We start from the raw sequence: 13070 nt of genomic DNA, 5'->3' as shown, positions 1-13070 counted from the left end.
TCACTGCGTCTTGCGCCCGGGATAGACGAACGGCTTCACGTACTCCTGCGGGATGAAGCGCTCATCGATGTATTTGGCGGCGGCGTAGAACTCCTTCTGGTTACCGACATCGATCTCCAGCTGCTGCGTGTCGTGGATCGCCTTCGGATCGATCGCCGGATTGGCGTCCCAGACGTCGTCCTCCTGGTAGATCGCGCGCTTCACCGCCTCCGGATTGATCTTCAGGCGGGCCTGCAGCCAGGGCAGGTACTCGTCGTAATGCGCCTTGGCGTAGGTATAGGACTTGAAGTAGGCCCGCAGGCCCCGCCGCAGCAGATCGGGATCCCCGGCGATCACCGCGTCGCCCGCGATCAGGACGCCGGTGTGATAGGTCGGGAGATAATCCCAGGCCCGTGCAAGCGTGGTCGAGACTCCCTCGATCTCCCCGAGCGCCGCGAAGGGCTGATGGATGATGGTGGCGTCGACCTGGCCGGTTTCGAGCGCGCCGTAGGCCTTTTCGGTCGCGCCGGCGGCAAACAGCGTCACGTCGCGGTTGGGATCGATGCCTTCGGCCCGCAGCAGATACCGGGCAACCGACGCGAGGTTGCCGCTGGTGTCGGGTCCGACGCCGACCGTCTTACCCTTCAGATCCGCGAACGACTTGATGCCTTTCCGCGCGATCAGGAAATACGGTCCCTTCGAGCGGAAGGCGGCGGCGACGATCTTGATCGGCGCCCCCAAGGCGGCAGCCCGCAGATAGACGCTGGTCGGTCCGAAGGCGAAGGTCACGTCGCCGCGCGAGGTGGCGGTGACCGGATCCTGCGTTCCGACGAACTCGACGTTCAAGCCTTCCTCGGCGAAGAACCCCTTCTCCACGCCGAATACGATCGGCTGCTGCGTGTAACTCGTGGTGTCCTGCAGCTTGAGGGTTTTCTTCTCCTGCGCGCCGGCCGCCGCGGTGAGGCCGAGCGTGAGCGCGGCCAAGACGAACAGACGAGCTGGAAGGCTTGTGGAGAGCATGATCGATCCCTTCGAACGAGTAGTGACGGGAAGACGCGGAACCGGGACCGGTCAGACGTATTTCCACTTGAGCAAGACACGCCGCTCGAGCAGATCCACCAGATAGATGATCAGCAATGCGATCGACGTCACGAGAATCACGAGAGCAAAGACACCGGCGGTGTCGTAGATGCCCGACAACTTGTTGAGCAGATTACCGACGCCGGCCTTGGAGGCGACGATCTCGGCAAAAAGAGTCGCGAGCAGGCAGGTCGCCGCCTCGATGCGGACCGCAGCCATGATCGACGGTGTGGCGGACGGCAGCACCACTTTCCAGATGATCTGACGCTGGCTCGCCCCGAGCGCGCGCGCGACCTTGATATGATTGTCCTGGACCTGCTTGATGCCGGCAATCGTGTTGAAGACGAACAGGAAGTAGCAAAACAGGAAGATGATGAACACCTTGTGCTCGAAGCCGAGGCCCAGATACAGGGTGAGAAGCGGAATGATGGTGACCTTCGGGATCGCCATGAACCAGATCAGGAACGGGTTGAGAAACCGATGTACCTTCGGGAATAGCCCCATGGCGATGCCGGTCGCAATGCCGAGGATTGCGCTGAGCGCCACGCCAACTCCCGCTTCGGCGAGTGTCACGGAGAGGTGAAACAGCAGATTCTCCCTGGTGACGAGCTGAGGGAAAGCAGCAAGAATCTGCGTCGGGGACGCCAGATAGATTCGTTTCACTGCACCGCTATCGACCGCGAGCTGTACAGCCAGCAAGATCGCGGCGACCACCAGGATCTGAACGATCACGATCCACGGGAGCTTTGCAGCGAGCGAGCGCAGCGGTGTGCGGCTGACCTTGTCTGCCGGTTGCATATCAACAACGGTTTCGATCGACTCGACTGACATGGCCATGCCCTATTACGCTACGGGCGGTGATCACGCTTGCGACCGTCCCCTTGCAGTGCGGGCAAGCTAGACCATTTCGGCAGACAAGTTATTCCATAGTTTGCGGCCGTGAGCGATGACCCGTCTCGTAAAGCGCCGTGCGACAGTGAAGGATATGCAGATGAAATACGGAACGCTCGCGAACACGGGAATCCAGGTGTCGCGAATTGCCTTCGGGTGTTCAAGCTATGGATCGAAGGACTGGATGCCGTGGGCGCTGAACGAGGAGCAGGCACAAGATCACTATCGTCGCGCCTTCGAGTCCGGCTTTACCTTCTTCGATACCGCCGACTCGTATTCATCCGGTCTGAGCGAAGAGATCCTCGGGCGTGCCGTAAAGCGTTTCGCCGCAGGCCGGGAACAGGTCGTGCTCGCCACCAAGGTGTTCTTTCCAATGGGAGCCGGCGCCAATCAGGGAGGCCTGTCGCGCAAGCACATTCGACATGCGATCGACGACAGCCTGCGCCGCCTCGGCACCGACTATGTCGACCTCTATCAGATCCATCGTCTCGATCCGCTGACGCCTTACGAGGAGATCCTCGAGGGGCTCGATGCGGTGGTGCGTGCCGGCAAGGCGCTACACATCGGCGCGTCGAGCATGCACGCGTTCCAGTTCGCCAAGTTGCAGGCACTTGCCCAAGCCAACGGTCTGACGAAATTCGTCACCATGCAGAACAAGTATAATCTTCTCTATCGCGAGGAGGAGCGGGAGATGATTCCTCTCTGTCTCGATCAGGGCGTCGGAGTCATTCCCTACAGCCCGCTGGCGCGGGGCCTGCTCGCCGGCAGCCGCCGCGACAACACCGAGCGGTCACGCGTCGTGAAGGACTTCTCGCGTCCGGAAGACGACGCGGTGATTGATCGCGTATTTGCCGTGGCACAGGCGCGCGGGTGCAAGCCAGCCCAGGTCGCGCTTGCCTGGTTGCTGCACAATCCAGCCGTGACGGCTCCCATCCTTGGTGCGACCAAGCTCCATCATATCGACGACGCCATTACTGCGCTCGACATCCGGTTCACCGACCAGGAGCTTGATACCCTCGAAGAAGCCTATCGTCCGCAACAGGTCCAGCACGATCGCAATGAGCAATTGCAGTCCGGGCAGACCGCGGCGGCGGACCTCAAGCGCCTGTTTCGCAAGTCAGCCGGCGCGCGATAGGAGGTGACGGCGGCAATGCCGCCCTACGCCGCCCGCCGCCGCTCGCGCAGCGCATCGCCGAAGGCCTCGAACAAGGCGCGGTTGATCGGGTTGCGCTGCGGATCGTATTCGGCGTGCCACTGTACGCCGAGCGCAAAGCCGGGCGCGTCCGCAATGCGGATCGCCTCGATGGTACCGTCCTCGGCAATGCCCTCGATCACGACGCGTTTGCCGGGCTCGAGGATGCCCTGTCCGTGCAGCGAATTGACCCGGATGGTCTCGCGGCCAAGGATCTTGGCAAATGCCCCGCCGGGCGTCAGCGCGACGTCGTGACGGTCGGCGAACACGACGGTCGGATCGGGATGGATCTCGCCGTTCTCCAGCCGCGGCATCCGGTGGTTCATGCGGCCGGGAATCTCGCGGATCTCCGGATGCAGCGAACCGCCGAACGCGACATTCATCTCCTGCAGGCCGCGGCAGATGCCGAAGATCGGCACGCCGCGCGCGACGCAGGCCTCCGACAGCGCCAGCGCCACGTCATCGCGGTGGATGTCGTAGGGCTCATGCGCGGCGCAGGGTTCGGTGTTGAAGCGGGTCGGATGAACGTTGGCGCGCGCCCCGGTCAGCACCACGCCGTCGACCACGTCGAGCAAGGCGCCGACCTCGGTGATTTCGGGGCTGCCCGCGAACATCAGCGGCACGGCGCCCGACACCTCGGCAACCGCGCGAAGGTTGCGCTCTCCGACCATCTGGACCGTGAAACGATTTTCGATGCGATGGGCGTTTCCGATCACGCCGACCACGGGCCGTCTCATTATTGAAGTCTCGCGCAATGATTCTTCTAAGTTTGCGACATTACGAAGACGATCATGCCTTCGAGTTCCCCGGGGATCAACCGTCTATTCCTGCACAGGGGGGCTTGCAGGCCTGCACAGGCTGGCACCCCGGTGGGCCGAAATCCGGCGGAACGCCTGCAGCTCGTCCCCGTTGGCACGGAACGGCAGCGGCAAACCAGCACGGTCCCGCCCAGCTTGATCCCGGCGAGATTTTCGCCAAAGACTGCACCAGACACCGTCCGCGAAGGGGGAATCACCCGTGACTGACTCGGCTGACAATCGCCTGCAGGCCCGCAACGACCTGGCGTGGGCGATCGCCATCGGCGGCATCGGCATCGTGCTGTTCGCCGCCCTGCTGCTGTTCGCCTGGCAGTTCGCCGCGACGCTGTTCCTGCTGTTCGCGGGCATGCTGCTCGGGGTCGGCCTCAATGCCATGACCACCCTGCTCGGCCGCCTGACCGGGCTGCCGCATGCGCTCCGGCTTGCGATCGTCTGCCTGGCGATGGCCGGACTGCTGTCCGGCATCGTGTTCCTCGGCGGCACCACCATCGCGCAGCAGGCCACGGTGCTGAGCAACACCATCAAATCGCAGCTCGGCAGCGTCAAGGAATTCCTCGAACAGCGCGGCGTCGATACCAGCTACCTGGATTTCGCCAGCGCCGCCGGCGAGGCGAAGCCGGAAGGCACCGCCGTGGCGACAACGACAACGACGCCGGCAGCGTCGCAGTCGCATGGCATCCCCGGCGCCGGCGCGCTCGCCTCCAGCGGTGGCGCCATCATCAGCCAGACGTTGAAGGTGCTGCTCGGCACGGTGAGCGCCGTCGGCAATTTCTTCATCGTGCTGTTCCTCGGGCTCGCCTTCGCGGCGCAGCCGAGCATCTACCGCGCCGGACTGCTGTTCCTCGCGCCGGCTAAATACCGCGGTCAGGCGACCGTCATCGTCGACCGAATCGGTGAGACGCTGGAACGCTGGCTGATCGCGCAGATCATCACCATGACCGCGGTGTTCCTCGTCACCTGGATCGGGCTCGCCATCATCGGCATCCCGAGCTCGTTCATCCTCGGAATCCAGGCCGGCCTGCTCGCCTTCATCCCGACGGTCGGCGCGATCCTCGGCGGACTGATCGTGGTGCTGGCAAGCCTTGCGACCGGGTGGATCGCGGCGCTATCGGCCTTCATCCTGTTCCTCGGCGTGCACGCGCTGGAGAGCTACGTCCTGACCCCGATCATCCAGCGCCAGGCGCTCGACATCCCGCCCGCAACGCTGTTCGCGTTCCAGATCCTGCTCGGCGTCGTGTTCGGCATCTGGGGGCTCGCGCTCGCGCTGCCGCTGATGGCGATCGCCAAGGTGATGATCGATCACTTCAAGGCGGACGATCCGGTACCTGCAAAGGCCGTATGAGCTCGCCTCAGGAGAGCAGCAGGACTGCTCCGACGACCATCAGCATCACGCCGAGCAGCATGGCGACCGGCCAGCGGCTCCGCGGTCGCTGATATCGGCCCTGCGCCCGCCGTTCAGCGATCAGCGCGGTTTCGTATTCATCCGAGTCCGAGAACAGGCAGGCGAAGCCGCTGCCCGCCGAAGCCGCGTCGGCTTCGAGCGACATCAGGGCTGACTGCAGATTGCGGGTGCGGATCGACTCCATGCTGAAAGCATGGGAGTGAATGGTTAACCAGTCGTTACCGCGCTCACGCGCGAGCGGTCACCGGTTTTTGCCGTGCCGATGCCGGCAGGCCCGCGGTCTTGCGCCGCCAGTTCTCCAGCGAAAGCGGTAATTCCTCGGCCGCTTCGACGCGGTTGCGGCCGCCGCGCTTGGCCTGGTACAGCGCCGTGTCGGCCGAGGCCAGCAGCACCTCGAGCTCGGTCCCGGCCGGTCCGCCGGCCACGCCAATGCTGACCGTGGTGTCGACCGCGCCTTCCTCACAGGTGATATTGCTGTTCTCGAACGCCTCCCGGACGCGCTCGGCGACCAGCACGCCCTCCTCCAGCGAGCACGGCAGCAGCGCCGCGAATTCCTCGCCGCCGATTCGTCCCGACAGATCGCTGATCCTGAGATTGTTGATCACGACGGCGGAGAACAGTTTCAGGATCTCGTCGCCCGCGGGATGACCGAAGCGATCATTGATCGACTTGAAATGATCGAGGTCGAAGATCATCACCGTGACCGGCCGGCCGGCAGTGGCCTCGCGCTCGATCACGCGCGCGCAGGCCTCGGAGAAGCCGCGGCGATTGAGCATGCCGCTCAACGGATCGATCGACGCGGCGGTCTTGTGCACGGCCACCGCACGGTCCGACACCATCATGAAGATCACGAACACCGTGCCGATCGCGTACAGCACGAGTTCGATCGAGAACAGGCTGACCCAGAAGCTGGAGACGAAATTCTGACCGTTCAGCCGCAGCAGGTCGCCGACCAGGATGGGCAGCATCAGGACGCAGCCATGGGCGACCGGGATGACGATCGCAATCCAGCGCCGCTGCATGGCGCGGCGGCGCTCGCTCCACAGCTCGGAAGCGGTCAGCGCAGCATAGACCGCAACGATCCCGGCGCCGATCGTCAGCCGCATCGCGGGATCCTCGATCGTCGTCACAGCGCCGATCCACGCGATCGGACCGAGCACGAGGCCCGGCAGATTGGCCTTGCGGCCGTGGAAGATACGCGCGGCATTCCAGACCATGCCGCATGCGGCGAAGCCGATTGCATTGAGGCCCAGCAGGACGAACCGATCGAGCGTCGAGCCGCCGACCGTCCACAGCGCGACGGAGGCTGCGCCGAGCAGATAGGCGGTGCCCCACCATTTCAACGCGGGAATGTTCTCCTGCCTGCCGAACAACCAGAGCATGGCGCCGAGCATGCCCGCGACCATGGTGGCGAACAAATAGAGCGTCGATGGATCGAACGACATAGGTCACCCCAGCCCGGTGTGATGCAACGTCCGCAGGCGCAGATAATGCGGTGATGCAGCGCCAGTGCGAGCCAGCACGCTAGAAGGCCCGAGTTCCAATTTCGTTTGCACGCACACGCAAGTTTTCTTGAAAAACTGCGCTAATTCGCGTCGAAACACGGCGTCGTTGGACGCAGCAAAAAGGGCGCCTCGCGGCGCCCTCTGCAACTCGATGCACGCGGCAATTGCCGCGAATTTTAGAACTCGAATTAGCGCTTCGAGAACTGGAAGGACTTGCGGGCCTTCGCCTTGCCGTACTTCTTGCGCTCGACCGCGCGGCTGTCGCGGGTCAGGAAGCCGCCCTTCTTGAGGACACCGCGCAGCTCGGGCTCGAAGTTGGTCAGCGCCTTCGAGATGCCGTGCCTGACAGCACCGGCCTGACCGGACAGACCGCCGCCGGCGACGGTGCAGATCACGTCGTACTGGCCGTTGCGGGCGGCCGCGACCAGCGGCTGCTGGATCATCATGCGAAGCACCGGGCGGGCGAAGTAGATTTCGATGTCACGGGTGTTGACCGAGATCTTGCCGGCGCCCGGCTTGATCCAGACCCGGGCGACCGCGTCCTTGCGCTTGCCGGTGGCGTAGGCGCGATTGAACTTGTCGACCTTCTTGACGTATTTCGGCGCGTCGGGCGCCGCCGGCTTGACCTGCGAGAGCTGATCGAGGGACTGCAACGTATCGGACATTATGCGGCCCTCGTGTTCTTGCGGTTCAGGGAAGCGATATCGACCTTCTCGGGGCTCTGCGCTTCATGCGGATGCTCGGCACCCGGATAGACGCGCAGATTGCCCATCTGCATGCGGCCGAGCGGACCGCGCGGGATCATGCGCTCGATCGCCTTCTCGACGACGCGCTCGGGGAAGCGACCCTCGAGGATCTGCTTCGCGGTGCGCTCCTTGATGCCGCCGATGAAGCCGGTGTGCTTGTAGTAGGTCTTCTGGTCGCGCTTGCGGCCGGTCAGCACCACATGCGCGGCGTTGACGATGATGACGTTGTCGCCGCAATCGACATGCGGGGTGTAGGTGGGCAGGTGTTTGCCGCGCAGGCGCATGGCGACGAGCGTGGCGAGACGACCGACGACCAGACCCTTGGCGTCGATCACGACCCACTTCTTCGTCACTTCGGCGGGCTTGGCCGAGAACGTGCTCATGTGTGAAATCCGTGAAAAAGAAATCGGCGCCGTATGCGCCGAACTGGGCGGCTTTCTAGAGAAGCCGCGGACACACGTCAATGTCCACGCGCCATAATTACATTAGCAAAAACAATAGCTTAAAAATATGGTGCAATAATACCGTGAAAAACACTATTGACTTGGAATGGAATAGGTCGCCGTAACATGGGCGATCGGATCGGGCGAGGTACCGGACAGCAAGTTCACCTCACCGACCGCCAGCCGCTTTCCGAGCTTGAGCAGCTTGGCGACCGCAAGCACGTCCTGTCCCGGCTGGCCCTTGCGCAGGAAGTTGATGTTGAGGTTGGTGGTGACGGCGAGGCCGATTGGCCCGATCGCCGACAGCAGCACCACATACATCGCGAAATCCGCCAGCCCCATCAGGGTCGGTCCCGACACCGTGCCGCCCGGCCGCAGCATGCGCTCGCTGAAGCGCTGACGCAGCAGAGCCGTCTCGCCGTCAGCGCTCTCGATCCTGATATCATCGTGGGTGAACGCCTGCGGAAATTCCTTGCGCAGGAACTCCTCCAGATCAGCTACGCTCATTTTCGCAATTGCCATGCGGACCCTGCCCTCGCTTCAGCCAGCCTGTTACATTAAATTGTCACAGACACGATAGTGGAATTTCGCCATGTCCGCCCAAACCGCCGGCGCAGAAGCGCCGCAATCCCCGATTCTGCTGCGCGAAACCGTCGGCAGTATCGCGCTACTGACGCTCAATCGCCCCGCGGCGCGCAACAGCCTTTCGGAGGGCATGATCGCCGGCCTCCATGCTGCGTTGAACGACATCCGCGACGACAGGAACGTCCGCGCCGTCGTGATCGCCGCGAATGGTTCGGCTTATTCCGCCGGGCACGACATGAAGGAGCTCACCGCGCGGCGCAGCGATGCCGATCGTGGCCGCGCCTATTTTGCTGAGATCATGAACGCCTGCAGCGCGATGATGCAGGCGATCGTGCACCTGCCGAAGCCGGTGGTCGCGGCTGTTCAGGGCATCGCCACCGCGGCCGGCTGCCAGCTCGTCGCAAGCTGTGATCTCGCGGTCGCCTCCGAGGCGGCCGCGTTTGCGACGCCGGGTGTCGACATCGGGCTGTTCTGCTCGACGCCAATGGTGGCGCTGTCGCGCAACGTGCCGCGCAAGCAGGCGATGGAAATGCTGCTGACCGGTGAACCCATCTCGGCGGCAACGGCGCAGAGCATCGGCCTCGTCAACCGGGTGGTGCCCGCAGGCACCGAACGCGACGTTGCGATCGCGCTGGCACAGCAGGTCGCGCTGAAATCGGCCTACACCGTCAAGCTCGGCAAGGAGGCGTTCTATCGCCAGGCAGAGATGAGCCTCACTGAGGCCTATCGCTTCGCGGCTGAAGTGATGACCGAGAACATGATGGCGCGCGACGCCGAGGAAGGCATCGGCGCCTTCATCGAGAAGCGCGATCCGAAGTGGCAGGACAAGTAAGACCAAAATGAACCACGACGCCTACGACGATAATTACATCCGCAGCATCCTCAACAACGTCAAATCGATCGCGATGGTCGGCGCCTCGCCGGTCAATGTGCGGCCGAGCTACTTCGCCTTCAAATATCTGGCGCAGCGCGGCTACGACATGATCCCGGTCAACCCCGGCCATGTCGGCAAGGCGCTGATGGGCAAGCCGTTCGTCGCTTCGCTCGCGGACATCGATCGGCCGGTCGACATGATCGACATCTTCCGCAATTCCAGCCACATCATGCCCGTGGTCGATGAGGCGCTGAAACTGTCGCCGCAGCCGAAGGTGATCTGGATGCAGCTCGGCGCACGTGACGATGCCGCCGCCGAGAAGGCCGAGGCCGCCGGCCTCAAAGTGGTGATGAACCGCTGCCCGAAGATCGAGTATGGCCGTCTTTCGTCGGAGATCTCCTGGATGGGCGTCAATTCGCGCACCCTGAGTTCCAAGCGCGCGCCGATCCCGACCCAGGGCATGCGGCTGTCGCTCAACCGCACCAGTTTCGGCGGCGGCCAGACTGCGGCATCCGACCGCGCGGCGAAAAGCAAGACCGAGACCACCTGACACCCCGGCGGAATAATCGTTCCGCTCGTCCGGTATGGCGTAGGATGCCCATTACAAGAAATGGCGGCGCACCCAACTCGCTTGACGGCGGGCGCCGCCGCCATCAGCATGCCGCGCGTTTCGACAGGCCACAACAGGACACCAAGAATGACCGATCGCCTTCCGGGATTTTCCACCCTCGCCGTGCACGCCGGCGCACAGCCTGATCCCACCACCGGCGCACGGGCGACGCCGATCTACCAGACCACGTCATTCGTCTTCAACGATGCCGACCATGCGGCCTCGCTATTCGGCCTGCAGGCCTTCGGCAACATCTATACCCGGATCGGCAACCCGACCAACGCTGTGCTCGAGGAACGCGTCGCCGCCCTCGAAGGCGGCACCGCGGCACTCGCCGTCGCCTCCGGCCACGCCGCGCAGCTCGTCGTGCTGCAACAGCTGTTGAGGCCCGGCGACGAGATCATCGCCGCGCGCAAGCTCTATGGCGGCTCGATCAATCAGTTCACCCACGCCTTCAAGGCGTTCGGCTGGAATGTGGCCTGGGCCGATCCTGATGAGGTCGAAAGCTTCGAGCGTGCGGTGACGCCGCACACCAAGGCGATCTTCATCGAGTCGATCGCCAATCCTGCCGGCAGCATCACCGATATCGAGGCGATCGCCGCCGTTGCGCGCAAGGCCGGCGTGCCGCTGATCGTCGACAACACGCTGGCCTCGCCCTACCTGATCAAGCCGATCGACCATGGCGCCGACATCGTCGTGCACTCGTTGACAAAATTCCTCGGCGGCCACGGCAACTCGCTCGGCGGCATCATCGTCGACGCCGGCACCTTCGACTGGTCGAAGGACAACAAATATCCGATGCTCAGCGAGCCGCGCCCGGAATATCACGGCATCCGGATCCAGGAGACCTTCGGCAATTTCGCCTTCGCGATCGCCTGCCGCGTGCTCGGCCTGCGCGATCTCGGCCCCGCGCTGTCGCCGTTCAACGCCTTCATGATCCTGACCGGCATCGAGACGCTGCCGCTACGGATGCAGAAGCACTGCGACAACGCCAAGGCGGTGGCGGAATTCCTCTCCACCCACCCGGCTGTGTCCGCGGTCAACTATGCCGGCCTGCCCGGTGATCGGTACAACGCGCTGCAACGCAAATATGCGCCGAAGGGCGCCGGCGCGGTGTTCACCTTCAGCCTCAAGGGCGGTTACGACGCGGGCGTCAACCTGGTGTCGAACCTGAAGCTGTTCTCGCATCTTGCCAATGTCGGCGACACCCGCTCGCTGGTGATCCACCCGGCCTCGACCACCCACAGCCAGCTCGACGACGCCGCCAAGGTGAAGTCGGGCGCGGCACCCGAGGTGGTGCGGCTCTCGATCGGCATCGAGGACAAGGAAGACCTGATCGCAGACCTCGACCAGGCGCTGCGCGCCTGAGCCCGGAGCGGTTCCGGAGCGGTGCCCTGCATCGCTCCGGACGCTCTCCAACGCGACCGCCTTGTCCGTTAACGCTTAATGCCAGCAGGCCACCCGTTAACGTTCAATCCGGCTTAAAGTGGCAGTGGTAGGCTCCGGATGATTCGGGAGACCATTGATGCTGCGCTGGATATTGCCGCTCGCGATCGCACTGTCTGCGATGTCGCCTGCTGATGCTGCCGACGGCCCCGTCCCCCCGAAGAGCGCCGCCGTGAAGGCTGCGCGCCAGCTGCCCGCGGGCCTGCCGCGCCCGCACTACGCCTACCGCACCACCATTACAGGTCCGACCTATGTACGGCGCGGCCGCCAGCTCGTGGTCGTCGAGCCCAAGGTGATCCCGCTCAACTCAGCGCCGTATATCCCGTTCGTGCGGGGAGAACCGCTGCTGCCCGGGTCGTCGTCGCTGCCCGGCTATTACGGTAACGCCGGCTCCTACAGCTATCTCGGCCCGTACTATGGCGGTGCCTATGTCGACTACTGGGACCGCCTGCCCTACGCCTGCGGCGTCTACGGCTACTGCTAGCGCGGGACGAACGCGTGGCCAGATCGCCGCAAAAATCCAGCGCACCGGCTTCGGGAAATGCGGTCACCGCCGACCTCGTCGCGGTGCTGGTCGCCGTCACCGACGGCACGCCGAAGATCATGACCATCGCCGGCGGCGCCGCGCTGCCGAGCGGCCCGTTCGAGTTCACGCATCGCTCGCTGCAGACCGCGCTGCGGGCCTGGGTCGAGGCGCAGACCGGCCACCCGCTCGGCTATGTCGAGCAGCTCTACACCTTTGCCGACCGCGGCCGGTCCGGCGACGCCAAGGGGCCGCATAGCGTTTCGATCAGCTATCTCGGCCTGACCCGCGAGGACCGGGTCGGCGAAGGTTTTGAGGCGCACTGGTCCGGCTGGTACGACTACTTTCCCTGGGAAGATCATCGCGACGGTGCACCGGCCTTCATCGCCAAGACGATCGCGCCGAAGCTGAAGGCGTGGGCGAAGGAAGCCCCCTCACCGACGTTGCAGCGCGAGCGCTGGCAGCGCTGCGCCATCACCTTCGGTCTCGACGAGCGTGACTGGAATGAAGAACTGGTGCTGCAGCGCTACGAACTGCTCTGGGAGGCATCGCTGATTCCGGAAGCGAACCGCGCGCGCGGCCGCGAGGCGTCGGTCGTGCCGGGCAAGCCGATGACGGCGGATCATCGCCGCATCCTGGCGACCGGGATCGCGCGGTTGCGCGCCAAGATCAAATACCGTCCGGTGGTATTCGAACTGATGCCGGCCGAGTTCACCCTGCTGCAATTGCAACGCAGTGTTGAGGCGCTTGCAGGCCGGCTGGTCCACAAGCAGAACTTCCGCCGTCTCATCGAGCAGCAGGAACTCGTTGAAGAGACTGGTGCAATGGCCGCCGATACCGTCGGCCGGCCGGCCAAGCTGTTCCGCTTCCGCCACGGCGTATTGGCCGAGAGGGCCGTCGCCGGCACCAAGCTTCCGCTTTCGCGCACTTGACACGCCTTATGCTCAGGATAAGTATAAGCCATCTTATGCTCATG

At 64.0% G+C, this 13070-nt stretch carries 15 protein-coding genes; 7 read left to right on the top strand and 8 right to left on the bottom strand.

Translation table 11 applies throughout. The annotated features are described in order from the left end of the window. On the bottom strand, window positions 1–999 hold the full coding sequence (locus ACTUWL_RS32405; protein ID WP_021079125.1) for an ABC transporter substrate-binding protein: 999 nt from the start codon (window positions 997–999) through the stop codon (window positions 1–3). Window positions 1000–1050: 51 nt separating this feature from the next. Further along, window positions 1051–1857, bottom strand: a complete 807-nt coding sequence (locus tag ACTUWL_RS32400) for an ABC transporter permease (protein ID WP_199196591.1) — start codon at window positions 1855–1857, stop codon at window positions 1051–1053. Window positions 1858–2044: 187 nt separating this feature from the next. Between ACTUWL_RS32400 and ACTUWL_RS32395 the strand changes: the two genes are divergently transcribed. Then, entirely contained in the window at window positions 2045–3085 is a 1041-nt protein-coding gene (locus ACTUWL_RS32395; RefSeq protein ID WP_307756244.1) for an aldo/keto reductase, read from the top strand. A gap of 23 nt (window positions 3086–3108) precedes the next feature. Here the strand turns inward: ACTUWL_RS32395 and ACTUWL_RS32390 are convergent, their stop codons facing one another. Continuing rightward, window positions 3109–3879, bottom strand: a complete 771-nt coding sequence (locus ACTUWL_RS32390; RefSeq protein WP_021079122.1) for a gamma-glutamyl-gamma-aminobutyrate hydrolase family protein — start codon at window positions 3877–3879, stop codon at window positions 3109–3111. 280 nt (window positions 3880–4159) lie between these two features. Between ACTUWL_RS32390 and ACTUWL_RS32385 the strand changes: the two genes are divergently transcribed. Then, window positions 4160–5302 (top strand): AI-2E family transporter, encoded by a 1143-nt coding sequence (locus ACTUWL_RS32385; RefSeq protein WP_021079121.1) that lies wholly within the window; start codon window positions 4160–4162, stop codon window positions 5300–5302. Between the two features lie 7 nt (window positions 5303–5309). Here ACTUWL_RS32385 and ACTUWL_RS32380 read toward each other — a convergent pair whose 3' ends face one another. The 5 genes from ACTUWL_RS32380 to ACTUWL_RS32360 all read right to left on the bottom strand — a co-directional run bounded on the left by ACTUWL_RS32380 (window position 5310) and on the right by ACTUWL_RS32360 (window position 8578). Next, entirely contained in the window at window positions 5310–5546 is a 237-nt protein-coding gene (locus tag ACTUWL_RS32380; RefSeq protein ID WP_021079120.1) for a hypothetical protein, read from the bottom strand. Window positions 5547–5589: 43 nt separating this feature from the next. After that, window positions 5590–6807: a GGDEF domain-containing protein gene (locus tag ACTUWL_RS32375; RefSeq protein ID WP_021079119.1), complete on the bottom strand. Its 1218-nt coding sequence runs from the start codon at window positions 6805–6807 to the stop codon at window positions 5590–5592. A 248-nt stretch (window positions 6808–7055) separates the two neighbouring features. After that, a complete protein-coding gene (rpsI, locus tag ACTUWL_RS32370; protein WP_021079118.1) occupies window positions 7056–7532 on the bottom strand; it encodes a 30S ribosomal protein S9 in 477 nt (158 codons plus the stop codon). After that, window positions 7532–7996 (bottom strand): 50S ribosomal protein L13, encoded by a 465-nt coding sequence (gene rplM, locus ACTUWL_RS32365; protein WP_021079117.1) that lies wholly within the window; start codon window positions 7994–7996, stop codon window positions 7532–7534. Before rplM ends, rpsI begins: the two co-directional genes overlap by 1 nt. A 153-nt stretch (window positions 7997–8149) precedes the next feature. Further along, on the bottom strand, window positions 8150–8578 hold the full coding sequence (locus ACTUWL_RS32360) for a PaaI family thioesterase (RefSeq protein ID WP_021079116.1): 429 nt from the start codon (window positions 8576–8578) through the stop codon (window positions 8150–8152). A 70-nt stretch (window positions 8579–8648) separates the two neighbouring features. On the opposite strand from ACTUWL_RS32360, the gene ACTUWL_RS32355 reads away from it, so the two are divergent. The 5 genes from ACTUWL_RS32355 (at window position 8649) to ACTUWL_RS32335 (ending at window position 13026) form a co-directional block, all read left to right on the top strand. After that, window positions 8649–9473, top strand: a complete 825-nt coding sequence (locus ACTUWL_RS32355; RefSeq protein WP_021079115.1) for an enoyl-CoA hydratase — start codon at window positions 8649–8651, stop codon at window positions 9471–9473. A gap of 7 nt (window positions 9474–9480) precedes the next feature. After that, window positions 9481–10065, top strand: a complete 585-nt coding sequence (locus tag ACTUWL_RS32350) for a CoA-binding protein (RefSeq protein ID WP_021079114.1) — start codon at window positions 9481–9483, stop codon at window positions 10063–10065. Window positions 10066–10212: 147 nt separating this feature from the next. Continuing rightward, entirely contained in the window at window positions 10213–11493 is a 1281-nt protein-coding gene (locus ACTUWL_RS32345; RefSeq protein WP_021079113.1) for an O-acetylhomoserine aminocarboxypropyltransferase, read from the top strand. Window positions 11494–11650: 157 nt separating this feature from the next. Further along, window positions 11651–12055, top strand: coding sequence for a hypothetical protein (locus ACTUWL_RS32340; protein WP_021079112.1), 405 nt, complete (start codon window positions 11651–11653; stop codon window positions 12053–12055). Window positions 12056–12069: 14 nt separating this feature from the next. Next, window positions 12070–13026 (top strand): NUDIX hydrolase, encoded by a 957-nt coding sequence (locus tag ACTUWL_RS32335; RefSeq protein ID WP_021079111.1) that lies wholly within the window; start codon window positions 12070–12072, stop codon window positions 13024–13026. The last annotated feature ends 44 nt before the right edge of the window (window positions 13027–13070 follow it).

This window comes from Bradyrhizobium sp. WCU1 (genome assembly GCF_053474805.1).
This window is presented reverse-complemented; position numbering and strand designations above follow the sequence as displayed.